Genomic DNA, 15840 nt, shown 5'->3' on the forward strand with positions numbered 1-15840 from the left:
CATGAGCAACGCCCCCGAACAGCACGGCGACAAGACCGAGAAGTCCGAGATCCGGGCCGACGGGCTGCAGGATGCGGGCGGCCCCGCGCGGGGTCCGAAGCCGGAGGCCGGCGGCTCCTACTCGGAAGGAGCGAAGGCGGGCGGCCAGGCGGCACCGGAGCCGTCGGGACTGCACGATCTGAAGGAGCGGCCGACCGCACCCCCGACCATCATGTTCGAGCTCGACGGACAGCAGGTCGAGGCCGGCCCCGGCGAGACGATCTGGGCCGTCGCCAAGCGCCTCGGCACCCACATCCCGCACCTCTGCCACAAGCCCGAGCCCGGTTACCGTCCGGACGGCAATTGCCGCGCCTGCATGGTCGAGATCGAGGGCGAGCGCGTGCTGGCCGCCTCGTGCAAGCGCACGCCGGCCGTGGGCATGAAGGTCAAGACCGCGACCGAGCGCGCCACCAAGGCCCGCGCCATGGTGCTCGAGCTGCTCGTGGCCGACCAGCCCGAGCGCGAGACCTCGCACGACCCGACATCGCACTTCTGGGTGCAGGCCGACTTCCTCGACGTATCCGAGAGCCGCTTTCCCGCGGCCGAGCGCTGGACCGGCGACTTCAGCCACCCGGCCATGAGCGTCAATCTCGACGCCTGCATCCAGTGCAACCTCTGCGTCCGCGCCTGCCGCGAGGTCCAGGTCAACGACGTCATCGGCATGGCCTACCGCTCGGCCGGCGCCAAGGTCGTGTTCGACTTCGACGACCCGATGGGCGGCTCGACCTGCGTGGCCTGCGGCGAGTGCGTCCAGGCCTGTCCGACCGGCGCGCTGATGCCGTCCGCCTACCTCGACGCCGAGCACAAGACCCGGACGGTCTATCCCGACCGCGAGGTGACCTCGCTGTGCCCCTATTGCGGCGTCGGCTGCCAAGTCTCCTACAAGGTGAAGGACGAGAAGATCGTCTACGCCGAGGGCGTGAACGGCCCGGCCAACCACAACCGGCTCTGCGTGAAGGGGCGCTTCGGCTTCGACTACGTGCACCACCCCCACCGCCTGACGGCGCCGCTGATCCGCCTGGACAACGTCCCGAAGGACGCCAACGACCAGGTCGACCCGGCCAACCCGTGGACGCACTTCCGCGAGGCGACCTGGGAGGAGGCGCTCGATCGCGCCGCCGGCGGCCTCAAGACGGTCCGCGACACGCACGGTAGCAAGGCGCTCGCGGGCTTCGGCTCAGCCAAAGGCTCGAACGAGGAGGCTTACCTCTTCCAGAAGCTCGTCCGGCTCGGGTTCGGCTCGAACAACGTCGACCACTGCACCCGGCTGTGCCACGCCTCGTCGGTGGCCGCCCTCATGGAAGGCCTGAACTCGGGCGCCGTGTCGGCGCCGTTCTCGGCGGCGCTCGACGCCGAGGTCATCATCGTGATCGGCGCCAACCCGACCGTGAACCACCCGGTCGCGGCGACATTCCTCAAGAACGCCGTGAAGCAGCGCGGCGCCAAGCTGATCGTCATGGACCCGCGCCGGCAGGTGCTGTCGCGGCACGCCTACAAGCACCTCGCGTTCAAGCCCGGCTCGGACGTGGCGATGCTCAACGCGATGCTCAACGTGATCATCGAGGAGCGGCTCTACGACGAGCAGTACATCGCCGGCTACACCGAGAACTTCGAGGCGCTGAAGGAGAAGATCGTCGAGTTCACGCCGGAGAAGATGGCCTCGGTCTGCGGCATCGACGCGGAGACGCTGCGCGAGGTCGCCCGGCTCTACGCCCGCGCCAAGTCGTCGATCATCTTCTGGGGCATGGGCATCAGCCAGCACGTCCACGGCACGGACAACTCGCGCTGTCTGATCGCGCTCGCCCTTGTCACCGGGCAGATCGGGCGTCCCGGCACCGGCCTGCATCCGCTGCGCGGCCAGAACAACGTCCAGGGCGCGTCCGACGCCGGCCTGATCCCGATGGTCTATCCGGACTACCAGTCGGTCGAGAAGGCCGCGGTGCGGGAGATGTTCGAGGAGTTCTGGGGTCAGAAGCTCGACCCGGAGAGGGGCCTCACCGTCGTGGAGATCATGCGCGCGATCCACGCCGGCGAGATCAAGGGCATGTTCGTCGAGGGCGAGAACCCGGCGATGTCGGACCCGGACCTGAACCATGCCCGGCACGCCCTAGCGATGCTCGACCACCTCGTCGTGCAGGACCTGTTCCTGACGGAGACTGCCTTCCACGCCGACGTGGTGCTGCCGGCCTCCGCCTTCGCCGAGAAGGCCGGCACCTTCACCAACACCGACCGTCGCGTGCAGATCTCGCAGCCGGTGGTGTCGCCGCCGGGCGACGCGCGGCAGGATTGGTGGATCATCCAGGAACTGGGGAAGCGCCTCGGCCTGCCCTGGAACTACGGCGGGCCGGCCGACATCTTCCGCGAGATGGCCATGGTGATGCCGTCGTTCAACAACATTACCTGGGAGCGCCTGGAGCGCGAGGGCGCCGTGACCTACCCGGTCGACGCGCCGGACAAGCCCGGCAACGAGATCATCTTCTACGCCGGCTTCCCCACGGAGAGCGGGCGCGCGAAGATCGTCCCGGCCGCCGTGGTGCCCCCGGACGAGCTGCCGGACGAGGACTACCCGATGGTCCTGTCGACCGGCCGCGTGCTGGAGCACTGGCACACCGGGTCGATGACCCGGCGCGCCGGCGTCCTCGACGCGCTGGAGCCCGAGGCGGTCGCCTTCATGGCCCCGAAGGAGCTCTATCGGCTCGGGCTGGAGCCCGGCGACACGATGAAGCTGGAGACGCGCCGCGGCGCCGTCCACCTGAAGGTGCGCTCCGACCGCGACGTGCCGGTCGGCATGATCTTCATGCCGTTCTGCTACGCCGAGGCCGCGGCCAACCTGCTGACGAACCCGGCGCTGGACCCGATGGGCAAGATCCCCGAGTTCAAGTTCTGCGCGGCCCGGGCCTCCGCCGTCCACGCGACGCCCATGGCCGCCGAGTAGGCGGCGAGACCTCCGGCGGCGCGCCCAGGCGTGCCGCCGGACCTTGACGGCGGTCATCAGGACGATCTGGCGGGCAGCGCCGGGCCCAGCAGGCTTGCCGGCACCGAGCCGAGGGCAACCGGGCCGACGCACACCCTCGAGAATCTGCTCCCGATGGATGCGCGCCTCCAGGCGCCGTCCTCGCTCCTAGGAATCGGGCTTCATCAGCGAAGCGAGAAGGTCGAGTTCACCCGCCACGGCCTCCGAGGCGAGCCGCTCCATGCGCAGGTAACTCTCGAGGATGGCGTTGCCCGTGCTCGTGAGGGTCGCACCTCCGCCTCTGCGTCCCCCCTTGCTCGCGGAGACGAGCGGCTCCTGGAACGCCTTATTCAGCGTATCGATGAGGTACCAGGCTCGCTTGTAGCTCATGCCCATCCGACGCCCTGCGGCGGCGATGGAGCCGGTGTCGCGGATGCCGCTCAGAAGGGCGACCTTGCCCGGTCCCAGCAAGGTGTCCGAGCCGAGCTCGATCCGCAAACTGATGCTCGTGTCCTCGCCCAACGCACACCGCCGCTTCGCTGGAGGGCCCAACGCCTCGCAGGCGTCCCTACGCGAAACGGCCTCGTCGATCATCCCGGCGGGCGACAGGATCGTCCGTTTCGTTCCATCGAGGTGGTACCACCGCATCGCGGGTCGGGGACATGCCGCCTGCGACCAGGCCGGCGGGCCATGCACGCGTCACGCGGTTTCTGCGGCGGGCGAGAAGCCCAGATCGCGCAGCGCCGCGGCCGTCTCGGGCTCGCCGAGCAGTCTCAGGAAGGCCGCGAGCGCCGGCATCCCCTGGGAGTCCTCGCGATATGCCAGGTCGTAAGCCTCTTCCGTCAGCGGACGGAAGCCCAGCCCGTAGGCGTCCGCGACGCTTGCTATGGCCACGCCCCAGTCCGCCCTGCCTTGCGAGACCGCCGCGGCGACGGCGTTGTGCGAGCGCGGCTGGTTCCAGAACCCGGCCGGCCGGGCACCGTTCAGCAGCCCGTCGACGAGAAGGCGCGTGCCCGATCCGGCGTTGCGGTTGACCATAACGGCGTCGGGGTCGGCGAGCGCGGCGGCGACCGCGTCCGCGGCGTCCCGACCTTCGAACCTGACGTCGCCGCGGCGAAACACGACGCCCTGGAGGCGGCGCCAGCCGGGTGCGAGGGACATCCCCTCGGCGAGGAACGGGGCATTGTACCGGCCCGTCTCGGGATCGAAGAGGTGCATGGCGGCGACATCGCATTCGCCGCGCCGCAGGGCGGCGAGGCCGCCGGCCGACCCGACCCAGATGGTGCGGGCGCGGTAGCCGCGCTCGGCGAGCAGGCCGACCACCCGGTCCAGACCGATGCAATGGCTGCCGACGATCGTCAGGTCGGGCGCCCGAACGCCGGCGCCCAGGCGGACCACGGAGACGCCCTCTCCGGCTTCAATGCCCGCGCGCGCGGCTGGAACCGCGAAGAACCCGTCCGCCTGCGAGAAGGCGGTGACCGAACCCGAGCCCTTCGGCAGCGGCAGGGCCATCGTCCCCTCGGGACCGAGGGCGAGCGAGGTCATTACGAACTCGGTGCGACCGAGCTCGGAGGGCACCCGCTGGGACACGCGCGCCTCGATCGTCTCGTCCTCCCGCGGCGGCAGCCCGGCGAGCGCCCGCACGAACGGAACGACGAAGTCGTGGAAGGTGAACATCGCGGAGGTGGGGAACCCCGGCAGGACGATGATCGGCTTTCCCTGAACCACCGCCACGCAGAGTGGCTTCCCGGGCTTCAGGGCCACGCCGTGGAACAGGATCCCCGGCTCGCCGAGGCGGGACAGCACCCGGTGCGAGACGTCGCCGGCGCCTTTGGAGGTGCCTCCCGACAGCACGACGAGGTCGCTGTCCCGCAGGGCTGATTGGAGGGCTCGCTCAAGGACGTCAGCATCGTCCCGCACAATCCCGAGCCGAACCGGTTCCCCGCCGTTTTCGGTCACCGCGGCCGCGATGATCGCGCCGTTCGAGTCGTAGATCGCGCCTTCAGGCAGGGGCTCGCCCGGTGCGACCAGCTCGTCCCCCGTGGAAAGGACCGCGACGCGCGGGCGGCTGGTGACGTCAACGGCCGCCAGACCGCACGCCGCCAGCATGCCAATTTCGCGGGCGGTGATCCGCGTTCCCTTGCGCAGCACCGTCTCGCCGCGTGCCATGTCGGCCCCGGCATATCCCACGAATTGCGCCGGCCGAACCGCGGTGAGAACATCGACGGCGAGGCTTCGGGCGTCGAACTCCGAGTGCTCGATCATCACCACCGCGTCGGCACCGCGAGGGATCATGCCGCCTGTGGAGATCGGCGTCGCCGTTCCGGGCTGGACGACGACGGTCGGCGCGACGCCGCAGGCCAGGATTTCGCGGTTCAGCGTGAGACGCCGCGGGCTCGCCGGCCCGGCCCCTTCCGTGTCGGTCGCGCGCAGGGCGAAACCGTCGACCAGGGAACGGTCGAAGGGCGGAACGTCCATCGGAGAGGCGACGTCGCGGGCAAGCACGCGCCCGAGCGCTTCTTCCAAGGGCACCGTCTCGGAAGGCAAGAGCGTGTGCGGAACCGCCGCCCGGAACTTGGTGAGCGCATCGTCCCGGCTCATTACCCTGAGAAATTGCTCCTGGCTTGAGGCCGCGGCGAGGCGCTCGGCGAAATCCGCCGCCTCGTCACGGTCTGCGTCGGCGCTCACACGGCCCAAACCTTCGCCTCCTCGCCAGCCCGGAAGCCTTCGCTTTCCGGCTCGACCACGATGATGCCGTCCGCCTGTACCAACCGGCTGAGAGGAACGCCGGCTCCGCCGAGTGGCTCGACGCCATCCGACACGCTTCGGACGAAGACGACCTCAGATAACCCGATCGCCGAGACGATCTTCCGTACGAGGACATGCCGCCGGGGCGGGCGGTCCGGCGCGCCCGCGAGCCTGGCGATAAGAGGGCGGCCGAGTGCCAGGAACCCGGCGAGCGCCGCCTCGGGACGCCCGGGCACCAGAAGAACCGGCCTGCCGCCTGCGGAGCCGACGGCGGTGGTTTCACCGGGCCGCATGGCGATGCCGTGCGCGCGGACTTCTCCGGCGAGGGCGAGGGCCGCCGCGCTATGGTCCGAGCGGCCGAAACCGCTTCCCCCCACCACCAGCACCGCGTCTGCCGTGCCGCCGCGGATGGCCTCGACGATGTCCCGGACTCCCTGGGCGCGAACGGCCTCCGTCGCCCCGCCTGCCCGCGCGATCAGACGCCTCAGCAGGGGTGACACGGTATCGAGGCTGGACGCGCCCGCGGTGATGACGCGCAAGAGTGGCTGACGGACGTCGACCGCCTTCAGACCGACCGCCTCCAAGACGAGCAGGTGAAGTGGCTCGATCTGGGTGCCCGCCTCCATCAACCTCTCGTTGCCAGCGACGTCGTCGCCTGCTCCGCGCACGCCTTCCCGCGTGGCGATGTCCGCGACGACCATGCCGTCCGCAAATCCCTCCGGGGGTAAGACGGCATCGGTGCCGGAAGGCAGCGGCTGTCCCGCTTCGACCCATGGCGGTGGCCGCGCCAGGAAGATCGGCGCGTAGGCCGATGCGCCCCCCACCGAAGCGGCCTCGACCGCGAAGCCGTCTCGCATTGCAATCATGCTTACGGGCAGGGCGGAGCGCGCGATGACCGCTCCTGCGGCTATGCGTCCCAGCGCCGCTGAGAGCGTAACCGTCGCGGGGGCGACGGGAGCAGCCTCGCCGCTAAGCAGGTTCGCCGCCTCCCGAAGTGGGATCAGGGCCGAGGACGCATTTCGGATCATCGTGGCGGCGATGCGCCATCCGAGTTCGATGATCAAGGGCCGGCATCGGGAGCCCCTGTCATCCGCCGTTTCACGACATCGACGACCGGTGCTTCCAAGCCCGCTCTAGCGCTTCGCGAACCCGATGTCGGTGGCCACCGCCTTCACTCGTTCCGGCTCGAGCTCCTTCCGCTCGGAGTAGCGGTTGACCCGGCGTGCGCTGCCTTCGAGTACCAAAAGAAGTCGCGTCGGCGAGAATACGCGCGGGTCTGCCTGGAGCGCGGCACCGACCATGCCCCCATGGCGAGCAAGATTCCCCGCAAAGGGGAGGGCGTGCTCAAATCCCTGACGTCGAGCGATGGCCTCGTGGAACTTCCTGACGCGACGACAACGGTCGCCTCGAGCGATATGCTCACCGACTATCCGCACGCGCTCCCCTGGTAGGCATGACAGGTCCATTCGGCCGAACCTGCGTTTCGAGGTCGGACTCATCGGCTGATCTCGCTATCCGCCTCCTCCCATTCCTGAGGACCGGCCCGGGCGCATGATGCAGACGCTCCAGGAAATCCTATCCCGCCTGTGCAGTCTGGATCGCGACGTGCTGGCGATCGCGTGGCTGTCGCTGCGTGTCAGCCTCACGGCCGTGGGCATCGGTCTCGTGCTCGGCATACCCCTGGGTGCGTTCGTGGCTGTCGCCCGATTTCCCGGTCGCAGCGCTGTGGTCGGCCTGCTGAACGCCTTTATGGGGCTGCCGCCGGTGCTCGTCGGCCTCGCCCTCTACCTCGTCCTCTCCCGCTCCGGTCCGCTCGGACCGCTCGGCCTGCTGTTCACCCCCGGCGCGATGATCGCGGCACAGGCGACACTCGCGACCCCGCTCGTCGCCGCCCTGACGCAGCAGGTCGTCGCAGACGCCCGGGTGCATCTTGGGGAGCAGTTGCGCTCCCTCGGGCTCTCCGCGCCGCGTCAGGCCGGCGCGATGATCTACGACGTGCGTTTCTCCCTCGTGACCGCGGCGCTCGCGGCGTTCGGCCGAGCGATCTCGGAGATCGGGGCGGTCCTCGTCGTCGGCGGGAATATCGACGGCTATACCCGCACGATGACGACGGCGATCTCGCTGGAGACTCAGAAGGGCGATCTCAGCCTCGCCCTGGCGCTCGGCCTCGTACTGATCGGCCTCGTTCTGGTGGTGAATGTCGCCGTGGCCCTGCTCCGCCGGCACGCCGCACGGGTGTATGGATGAGCGCGACGCCGGCCATCCGCCTCGAAGACGTGGCTCTGTCCCTCGACGGGCGAACGGTGCTCGACCATCTCTGCCTGGAGGTCGCCTCGGGCAGCGTCACGGCCATCATCGGCCCGAACGGAGCGGGCAAGAGCGTCACCCTGAGGGTCATCGACGGGCTCCTGCGACCCGACGGCGGAACGGTACAGGTCGACCCCCACCGGCGGGCCTTCGTGTTTCAGCGGCCGGCGCTGATCCGCGCAACCGCGGCCGCGAACGTCGCCCTGGCTCTCGGAGGCCTGCCCCGTCGCGCGCGCGCCGCACGGGTGGAGGAAGCGCTCGCCCGGGTCCGCCTCGCCGAGCGTGCACGCGATGCCGCGACGCGATTCTCCGGCGGCGAGCAGCAGCGGCTGGCGCTGGCCCGCGCCTGGGCGGTCGAACCGGACCTGCTCCTCCTCGACGAGCCGACCGCGAACCTCGACCCGGCTTCGACCGAGATCGTCGAGGGACTGGTGTCCGCGATGGCGCGAGCGGGCACCACGGTGGTGCTCGTCTCACACAATCTCGGGCAGGTGGCGCGCCTCGCCGACACCGCGATCGTGCTGGCCTCCGGCCGCGCCGTCGAGCATGGTCCAGCCCGCCAGATCCTGTTCTCGCCGCGCACCTCCGAGGCGCGGGCCTACCTCGCTGGGGAGTTGCCGTGGACCCCTTCCGTCGTCGCATCCTGACCCTGGGATTGGCCGCGCTCCTGAGCGCGGCTGGCCTCCTGCCGTCGGCTGACGCCGAACCGACCTCGATCGTCGTCGCCTCGACGACCTCGACCGAGCAGTCCGGCCTGTTCAAGCACATCCTCCCGCTCTTCCGGGAGACATCCGGGATCGACGTGAAGGTCGTCGCTCTGGGCACGGGCCAGGCGCTCGACGCAGCGCGCCGCGGCGATGCCGACGTGGTGCTGGTCCACGACCGTCCCGCCGAGGACAAGTTCCTCGCCGAGGGCTTCGCGAAGACGCGCTACGAAGTGATGTACAACGATTTCGTGCTGATCGGCCCGGCCTCCGACCCGGCCGGCGTGCGTGGCCTGGGCGTGCGTGAGGCCTTCGCCAAGCTCGCGGCCAGCAAGGCGGCGTTCGTGTCGCGCGGTGACCGCTCGGGCACCCACAGCGCCGAGCTGCGCGGCTGGAAGGAGGCGGGCGTCGATCTCGCGGCCGTGCGCGGTCCTTGGTACCGGGATGTCGGTCAGGGCATGGGCCCCGCGCTCAACGCGGCCTCAGCCCTCGGCGCCTACATCCTCGCCGACCGGGGGACGTGGCTCGCGTTCAAAAATCGCGCCGACCTGGTCATCCTGGTTCAGGGTGACCCGAGTCTGTTCAATCCCTACGGCGTGATGCTGGTGAACCCCGACAAGCACCCCGGCGTGAAGGCGAAGGAGGGGCAGGCCTTCATCGACTGGCTTGTCTCACCGGCGGGGCAGCAGGCGATCGCGGGCTACAAGGTCGGCGGCGAGCAGCTGTTCTTCCCGAGCGCCGGCGCGCTTGTGACGCGCTGACCCGGTATCCACGAGTTGGGGGCCGAACTGGCATCGGCGCGCGCTGTACCAGAAGGACAGAGGCAGCCGGCCGATCGCTCGACAGCATCACGCCCGAACGGCTGCGCAAGCGCCACTGGTAGGGGTACCGCAAGACCATGGCGACAGGAGAGAGCCGCTATGGTGAGGGCGCTTTCCTGTCCGTCCCGGGCATCTGCAAGGATGGGCGGCAGATCGCGCTGGAGTTCACCATCGTGCCGCTCAGAAACGAACAGGGGACGATGACCGGCATGGTAGCGGTGATACGGGATGTCACGATCCGCTTCACCGAACTGAAAGTGCTGAGAGAGCGTTTGGCCAAGGTCACCGAGGACCGTGCGGGTCCACCGTAGCGAGGGAGCTCATCATGGTTGGGCGTTCAACCAAGCTGCCTGAGATGTCGCCGGAATCCGCGGCTCCCGAACGCCCTGAGTTCGGCGCGTACAGCTCTCCACCCTGCTTCATGCATGAGCTCGGCCCCGAGCTCATCAGCCTGGAGGCGAAGCCTCAGCTTTCCGAATCGTGCCTCTCTGAAAAAGCCGCATCTGACTGGTCGAGCGTGCGGCAGTGGCGAAAGGAGACCCGCGCCGCTCTCATCGAGCAGCGGGCCAGCATCTCTGCCCAGGACCGCGCTGCCTGGAGTGAGCGCATCGAGCGGGCTCTCCGAGCCGCCCTACCTTCGGCATCAGTGATATTGATCGGCCTCTACTGGCCCTTCAAGGGCGAGTTCGATCCCAGACCTCTCCTGACAGAGCTGCGTAGAAGGGGAGCACGACTGGCGCTTCCGGTCGTCGTGGAGAAGGGGCGCCCTCTCCAGTTCCGAGTCTGGTCGCCGGGTGACCGCATGACCCGTGGCGTCTGGAACATACCCGTTCCCGCTGAGGGCGAGGCTGTCGATCCTGATGTTCTGATAGCGCCGCTCGTCGGCTTCGATCAGGCTGGGTACCGCCTGGGATATGGCGGCGGCTTCTATGACCGGACCATCGCGTCCAGGTCGACGAAGCCACGGGTCATTGGCGTCGGCTTTGACCTTGCGCGGCTCGCGACGATTTACCCGCAGGCGCATGACGTTCCTATGGACATCATCGTGACAGAAGAAGGTGTCTGGCCAGACCCGGATCGATCTTGATCTCGCTGCGGAGCTGGGCTGGTGTACGCGTTGGATCGTTTCTTAGCCGATGCGGTCCCGGCCTGTTCTGAAGCAGGCCTGTGCGCTCTGGTCTATAAAGCTCTACTGAGTGCTTTTGGACCGCAGCAGGTCCGCTCTTCAAACGCGAGGAGACTGTCGTGACGGATCGCGAAGCACGATGGAGTGGAGCTCACCAATGGACGAGCCTCGCCAACCCCTGAATGGATGCTGTGCCCCCGTGTGTGGTCCATAGGCGGAGGGCGTGTCCCGCCGGCGGCAGAGCCGACCTTCAGGACGTGCAGGATGCCGCTGCTCACCCGCCTGTCGTCGACCCGAGGTTTGCCTGATTGGCCGTGGGGCAGATGTGGCTCGATCCGCGCCCAGGCCTCATCCGAGAGCCAGAACAGCCGTGCCATCGCGATCCTCCTGCGCTGGAAACCCCAATTCAGGAAAAAAACGCAAACGGTGGCAATTGGTTGTATGAGTTCCCTACCGAAGCGTGGTCCCGAGTGGCCGTGTTAGGAGTACGCAGGATGACGGCAGGCCATGCCTGCCGTCGCGGTGGACCTGGATCAGGCCGGTGTGTTGTCCGGCGAGGCAGCCAAGGGAGGACCGTACGCTTCAACTCGCGAGAACGTTCCCGACCCCTCGATCGTTCTAAGCCCTGACCCCGATCGGCCTCGGGCCGCAGGCGGAGGAACCCATTGATGCCTGCATCCGCAACGACCGGGTTCTCGACGGCACGGACACCGCAGCCGGCCAAGGCAGGCCACGGCTCGAAGACGTCGTTCTGGGCGCTCACGCTCGGCTCTGTGGGCGTCGTCTACGGCGATATCGGCACCAGCCCGCTCTACGCTCTGAAAGAGTCCCTGCATGCAGCCGCCGGCGAGGGTTACGCCCCTACGCGCGAGATGGTCTTCGGTGTCGTCTCGCTGATCCTCTGGGCGCTCATCCTCATCGTGACGCTGAAGTACGTGCTCCTCGTCATGCGCGCGGACAACGACGGCGAGGGCGGCACCCCGTCCCTCGTCGCTCTCGCTCAGCGGGTGCTTGGCCACTCCGGCAGCTTCGTTATCGTGCTCGGCATGGTCGGCATCGCGCTGTTCTACGGCGACGCCATCATCACCCCGGCGATCTCGGTCCTCTCCGCCGTTGAGGGGTTGAAGCTCGTCACCCCAGCCTTCGAGCCGTACGTGCTGCCGCTCAGCCTCGTCATCCTGATCGGCCTGTTCACCGTCCAGAGCCACGGCACGGCCCGCGTTGCGACCTACTTCGGGCCGATCACGGCGTTCTGGTTCCTGGTCATGGCGCTCGGCGGCCTCGGCCATCTCGCCGATGACTTGAGCATCCTGGCGGCCTTCAATCCGGCTTACGGCGTCAGCTTCATGCTGAGCCACGGCACGGCAGGCCTGCTTGCGCTCGGTGCCGTGTTCTTGGCCGTGACCGGAGCCGAGGCGCTCTACGCCGACATGGGCCATTTCGGTCGCTCGCCGATCCGGATGGCATGGTTCGGCCTGATCCTGCCGGCGCTCGCCCTGAACTACCTGGGCCAAGGCGCGATGCTGCTGTCCCATCCCGAGCGGATCGAAAATCCGTTTTTCCTGCTCTACCCATCCTGGGCACTTCTGCCGATGGTGCTGCTCGCCACCGTGGCGACCGTGATCGCCAGTCAAGCGGTCATCACTGGCACTTTCTCGATCACGCAGCAGGCCATGCAACTCGGCCTGCTGCCGCGCATGCGCGTGCAGCGCACCTCCGAGACCGAGAAGGGGCAGATCTACATCCCGCGGGTGAACTGGTGGCTGCTCGTCGCCGTCGTGTTCCTGGTGGTGCTGTTCAAGTCGTCGAGCGCGCTGGCGGCGGCCTACGGCATCGCGGTGACCGGCGACATGGTCATCACGGCGAGCCTGCTCTTCCTCGTGGCCTGGAAGGCATGGCGCTGGTCGCCCATCCTCGCCGCCGCGGTCATCGCGCCGTTCCTGCTCATCGAGCTGGTGTTCCTGTCGGCCAACGCGCTCAAGCTGCTCCACGGCGGCTGGGTGCCGCTGACCATCGGGGCTGCCCTCGTCACGGCCATGTGGACGTGGCGGCGTGGCTCCGCCTTGATCGCCGAGGAGATCCACCGGCGGCGCGTGCCGCTCTCCGACTTCACGCGGATGGCAGAGACCGGCTCGGTCCTGCGGGCCCCGGGCACGGCCGTGTTCCTGACTGGCTCGCCAGGCGACACGCCGGGCGCCTTGATGCACAACGTGAAGCACAACCACGTGCTGCATGCACGCAACGTCATCCTGCACGTGGTCACGGAGGACCTGCCACGGGTGCCTGAGGCGGACCGCGTCACGGTCAAGCCGCTCTCGGACGTCTTCAACTGCGTGACGGTGCGCTTCGGCTTCATGGAGCTGCCCGACCTGCCCCGCGCCCTGGCCGCAGCCGGTTTCGACGCAAGCAACCTGTCCTACTTCCTGACCCGGCGGGTTCTTGTGCCCTCGCCTGAGACGGGCATGCCGGTCTGGCAGGACCGGCTCTACATTTCGATGGCCCGAGCAGCGACGGACGCCTCGCGCTACTTCCGCATCCCAGTCGACCGGGCTGTCGAGATCGGGGCCAGGATCGACATCTGACGAGGTGCACCACATGGGTGCGAGGAGGGGGGCGAAGGCCGGAATTGTTCGAAGCCATAGTCCCGCGACGGGCGCGAATACCCGGTCCTACTCAATCGCGTGCCCGGTGCGCCAGAACCGGAGCCCATGCTGCCCCGCGCGCTCGGAGGATTATGCGGCGCGCGGCTTATCTGCGAGCCAGCGCGCTGATGGGTCTGTCTTAGGCCTGCGAGCCGCTATGGACCCAAACAACAAGGCCTGGATTGGACGAAGATCTGAGGCGATCACGGCCCATTTCGGTCGCGGTGCGACGTGAGCGCCGCGCCGTGCCCACTTGGCAGCGCAACCCCGACGTAAGGACGATGAGGAGACCCGATGGCCGATCTGTTTGGTTTGGCGACGGATCCTACGGCCTGGGTCGCGCTGGTCACGCTGATCATCATGGAAGTCGTTCTTGGCATCGACAATCTCGTCTTCGTCTCGATCCTGTCGAACCGCGTCGCCGTTGAGCAGCGTCAGAGCGCTCAGCGCATCGGACTTGGGCTGGCGTTGCTGATGCGGCTTGCGCTCCTCCTCGTCCTGGCCTGGGTCATCTCGCTGACGCAGCCGGTGTTCACCGCGTTTGGCCATGCCTTCTCCTGGAAGGATCTGATCCTCGTCGCCGGGGGGCTCTTCCTTGTCTACAAGGCCACCACCGAGATGCACGAGCGGATAGAGCCGGCCTCGGATACGAAGACAGATGTTGAGGGACGCAACGCCCACCTCGGCCTTGGTACCGCGGTGCTGCAAATCTGCGCTTTGAACCTCGTTTTTTCCCTCGATAGCATCATAACGGCCATCGGCATGACCACCGAGATCCCGATCATGATGGTTGCTGTCATCGTGTCCGTCGGGCTGATGATCGTGGCAGCGGCTCCCTTGAGCCGCTTCATCAGCCGTAAGCCGACCGTGGTGATGCTAGCCTTGGGCTTCCTTCTGATGATCGGCATGACGTTGATCGCGGACGGCTTCGGCCTGCACGTGCCGAAAGGCTACATCTACGCCGCGATGGCCTTCTCAGGTTTTGTCGAGGTCATGAACCAGCTTGCTCGCCGAGCCGGTAGCATCGCTCGCTCGTGACCATCGACGATGGGTTCACGCCTAAGCGAGTACGCGGCCTGCCCCGCTGTACCACCGAGGCGATGAACCTGCATCTGGCCGAGATCACCAGGGCCGTCACCGCCGGCGCGCACGCCGTGCTGCTGCTCGATCAGGCTGGCTGGCACATGACCCAGAAGCTCATCGTGCCGGCCAACATCACGCTGCTGCCGCTGCCAGCGCGCTCGCCCGAACTGAACCCGGTCGAGAACCTCTGGCAGTTCATCCGTGAGAACTGGCTCGGCAACCGCATCTTTGCGTCATACGAGGCCATCCTCGATCAGTGCTGCGACGCCTGGAACAAGCTTATGGACCAGCCCTGGCGCATCATGTCCCTCGGCCTGCGGGCTTGGGCTCATGGGTTCTGATCAGTGAGAGTTGGTATGAGGGATCGTCGGCTGCAGGGCATAGAGGCAGTCGTCGAGCGGCAGCAGGATGTGCCGGCGGAAGGCGACGATCACCGCCTCGTCCTCGGCCGTCAGCACCGTGGATCGGGGTTCCGTTGGCCCCGTCCTCCGGTCAGCCACCGAGGACCGCTTCTTCCACTTCGCGACGGTCTTCGGATTGACGCCGTGACGGGCCGCCAGCGCCCTCAAGCTCGCTTGACTATGCTGTATCGCTCGACGGACCGCCGCTGTCGTTGTGGCGCTCCCGCGCTGAACTTGGCCCATAGCGCGTCCTTCCACTCCGGTGGGAAGACTGCACGATCAAACCCTGGGATCAAACATCAAGGCGAGAATGCGAGTACTGCGTCGCCCACCGCGCGCCGAAGCTCGCGGTGCAGGGCGTGTCCGAGGCCGGGGCGGAGCGCCTCCTCGACTACACGAACCATCCCGAACTCGACGACGTCGACAAGCTGGTGGTCGAGTACAGCACCGCGGTTACGAACAACGGGAGCCGGACGAGGGACGAGATTTTCACCCGCCTCTGCCGGCATTTCAGCGAGCCACAGGTCGTCGAGCTGACATGGCGGATCACGCTCTGCGGTGCCTTCAACCGCTTCAATGATATTCTTCAAGTTGAGGTGGCCGAGCCCCCCATCGCAGCGGAGTAGAGGGAGCGCGATGCCGCCCCCTAGTGCAGTGACGCGGACGGAGGATTCACGTAGGCGGTGAGGCGTGCGAGTCTGGGCCATGGCTCAGACGGTATGCGTTCTTCTCGATACGAGCGACGCGGCACGGCTGGCTGCGATCGCCAGCGACCGCTCTCGCCCGCTCAAACATATCCAGCGCGCCCGCATCGTCTTGCTCTCGGCCGAGCGCCTGAGTGTCCAGGACGTCGCCCGGCGAGCGGGCGTCAGCCGTCCGGCCGTGTGGCGCTGGCAGCGGCGCTACGCCGAGGCGGGCGTCGAGGGTCTGCTGCGCGACAAGACGCGTCCGCCCGGGACACCACCCCATTCGACCGAGACGGTCGCCGAGGTGCTGGCGCTGACCTGCTCGGAGCC

14 protein-coding genes and 4 pseudogenes are annotated in these 15840 nt (G+C 67.9%); 12 read left to right on the forward strand and 6 right to left on the reverse strand.

Going from position 1 to position 15840, the window contains the following annotated elements:
• Position 1: 1 nt before the first annotated feature.
• Positions 2-2974, forward strand: coding sequence for a formate dehydrogenase subunit alpha (fdhF, locus tag BLT59_RS22125; protein WP_091785545.1), 2973 nt, complete (start codon positions 2-4; stop codon positions 2972-2974).
• Positions 2975-3160: 186 nt separating this feature from the next.
• On the opposite strand, the gene BLT59_RS22130 is transcribed toward fdhF, so the two are convergent.
• From BLT59_RS22130 to BLT59_RS31945, 4 genes and pseudogenes are all read right to left on the reverse strand, one after another.
• The gene (locus BLT59_RS22130) at positions 3161-3490 is read right to left on the reverse strand and encodes a winged helix-turn-helix domain-containing protein (RefSeq protein WP_091785594.1); all 330 of its coding nucleotides are present in this window, start codon (positions 3488-3490) and stop codon (positions 3161-3163) included.
• Positions 3491-3691: 201 nt separating this feature from the next.
• Positions 3692-5680 carry a molybdopterin biosynthesis protein gene (locus tag BLT59_RS22135; protein WP_091785597.1) on the reverse strand — a complete coding sequence of 663 codons (1989 nt, stop codon included), beginning with the start codon at positions 5678-5680 and terminating at the stop codon, positions 3692-3694.
• Entirely contained in the window at positions 5677-6768 is a 1092-nt protein-coding gene (locus tag BLT59_RS22140) for a molybdopterin-binding protein (protein WP_091785599.1), read from the reverse strand. The genes BLT59_RS22135 and BLT59_RS22140 overlap by 4 nt, the downstream gene beginning before the upstream one ends.
• Positions 6769-6873: 105 nt before the next feature.
• Positions 6874-6957, reverse strand: a pseudogene (locus tag BLT59_RS31945) (arsenical resistance protein ArsH); the annotation flags it as partial.
• Positions 6958-7020: 63 nt separating this feature from the next.
• On the opposite strand from BLT59_RS31945, the gene BLT59_RS31950 reads away from it, so the two are divergent.
• The 6 genes from BLT59_RS31950 to BLT59_RS22170 all read left to right on the forward strand — a co-directional run bounded on the left by BLT59_RS31950 (position 7021) and on the right by BLT59_RS22170 (position 10659).
• A complete protein-coding gene (locus tag BLT59_RS31950) occupies positions 7021-7191 on the forward strand; it encodes a hypothetical protein (protein WP_244514106.1) in 171 nt (56 codons plus the stop codon).
• 100 nt (positions 7192-7291) lie between these two features.
• Positions 7292-7987: an ABC transporter permease gene (locus BLT59_RS22150; protein ID WP_091785550.1), complete on the forward strand. Its 696-nt coding sequence runs from the start codon at positions 7292-7294 to the stop codon at positions 7985-7987.
• Positions 7984-8694, forward strand: coding sequence for an ATP-binding cassette domain-containing protein (locus tag BLT59_RS22155; protein WP_091785553.1), 711 nt, complete (start codon positions 7984-7986; stop codon positions 8692-8694). Before BLT59_RS22150 ends, BLT59_RS22155 begins: the two co-directional genes overlap by 4 nt.
• Complete coding sequence (locus BLT59_RS22160; protein ID WP_091785555.1) at positions 8667-9512, forward strand: ABC transporter substrate-binding protein; 846 nt, start codon at positions 8667-8669, stop codon at positions 9510-9512. The genes BLT59_RS22155 and BLT59_RS22160 overlap by 28 nt, the downstream gene beginning before the upstream one ends.
• A 137-nt stretch (positions 9513-9649) precedes the next feature.
• Positions 9650-9883 carry a PAS domain S-box protein gene (locus tag BLT59_RS31955; RefSeq protein WP_244514103.1) on the forward strand — a complete coding sequence of 78 codons (234 nt, stop codon included), beginning with the start codon at positions 9650-9652 and terminating at the stop codon, positions 9881-9883.
• 110 nt (positions 9884-9993) lie between these two features.
• The gene (locus BLT59_RS22170; RefSeq protein ID WP_244514107.1) at positions 9994-10659 is read left to right on the forward strand and encodes a 5-formyltetrahydrofolate cyclo-ligase; all 666 of its coding nucleotides are present in this window, start codon (positions 9994-9996) and stop codon (positions 10657-10659) included.
• Positions 10660-10902: 243 nt separating this feature from the next.
• Here the strand turns inward: BLT59_RS22170 and BLT59_RS22175 are convergent.
• A pseudogene (locus BLT59_RS22175) lies at positions 10903-11075 on the reverse strand (transposase); the annotation flags it as partial.
• Between the two features lie 291 nt (positions 11076-11366).
• Between BLT59_RS22175 and BLT59_RS22180 the strand changes: the two are divergent.
• From BLT59_RS22180 to BLT59_RS22190, 3 genes and pseudogenes are all read left to right on the forward strand, one after another.
• Positions 11367-13280, forward strand: a complete 1914-nt coding sequence (locus tag BLT59_RS22180; protein WP_091785558.1) for a potassium transporter Kup — start codon at positions 11367-11369, stop codon at positions 13278-13280.
• Between the two features lie 354 nt (positions 13281-13634).
• Positions 13635-14378 (forward strand): TerC family protein, encoded by a 744-nt coding sequence (locus BLT59_RS22185; RefSeq protein ID WP_091785563.1) that lies wholly within the window; start codon positions 13635-13637, stop codon positions 14376-14378.
• A 38-nt stretch (positions 14379-14416) separates the two neighbouring features.
• A pseudogene (locus BLT59_RS22190) lies at positions 14417-14764 on the forward strand (transposase); the annotation flags it as partial.
• 15 nt (positions 14765-14779) lie between these two features.
• Here the strand turns inward: BLT59_RS22190 and BLT59_RS22195 are convergent.
• A pseudogene (locus BLT59_RS22195) lies at positions 14780-15067 on the reverse strand (IS481 family transposase); the annotation flags it as partial.
• Positions 15068-15174: 107 nt separating this feature from the next.
• On the opposite strand from BLT59_RS22195, the gene BLT59_RS22200 reads away from it, so the two are divergent.
• Entirely contained in the window at positions 15175-15450 is a 276-nt protein-coding gene (locus BLT59_RS22200; protein ID WP_244514104.1) for a carboxymuconolactone decarboxylase family protein, read from the forward strand.
• Positions 15451-15529: 79 nt separating this feature from the next.
• On the forward strand, positions 15530-15840 hold a 311-nt coding region (locus BLT59_RS22205), incomplete at its 3' end, for a helix-turn-helix domain-containing protein (RefSeq protein ID WP_139174098.1).

The sequence above is a fragment of the Methylobacterium sp. UNC378MF genome (assembly GCF_900103195.1).
Classification (GTDB): Bacteria; Pseudomonadota; Alphaproteobacteria; order Rhizobiales; family Beijerinckiaceae; genus Methylobacterium.

Excerpts from the sequence above, each read along its gene's own strand:
- fdhF (WP_091785545.1), top strand. The coding sequence starts at position 2 with ATGAGCAACGCCCCCGAACAGCACGGCGACAAGACCGAGAAGTCCGAG.
- BLT59_RS22140 (WP_091785599.1), bottom strand. The coding sequence starts at position 6,768 with ATGATCCGAAATGCGTCCTCGGCCCTGATCCCACTTCGGGAGGCGGCG.
- BLT59_RS22150 (WP_091785550.1), top strand. The coding sequence starts at position 7,292 with ATGATGCAGACGCTCCAGGAAATCCTATCCCGCCTGTGCAGTCTGGAT.
- BLT59_RS22155 (WP_091785553.1), top strand. The coding sequence starts at position 7,984 with ATGAGCGCGACGCCGGCCATCCGCCTCGAAGACGTGGCTCTGTCCCTC.
- BLT59_RS31955 (WP_244514103.1), top strand. The coding sequence starts at position 9,650 with ATGGCGACAGGAGAGAGCCGCTATGGTGAGGGCGCTTTCCTGTCCGTC.
- BLT59_RS22170 (WP_244514107.1), top strand. The coding sequence starts at position 9,994 with ATGCATGAGCTCGGCCCCGAGCTCATCAGCCTGGAGGCGAAGCCTCAG.
- BLT59_RS22180 (WP_091785558.1), top strand. The coding sequence starts at position 11,367 with ATGCCTGCATCCGCAACGACCGGGTTCTCGACGGCACGGACACCGCAG.
- BLT59_RS22185 (WP_091785563.1), top strand. The coding sequence starts at position 13,635 with ATGGCCGATCTGTTTGGTTTGGCGACGGATCCTACGGCCTGGGTCGCG.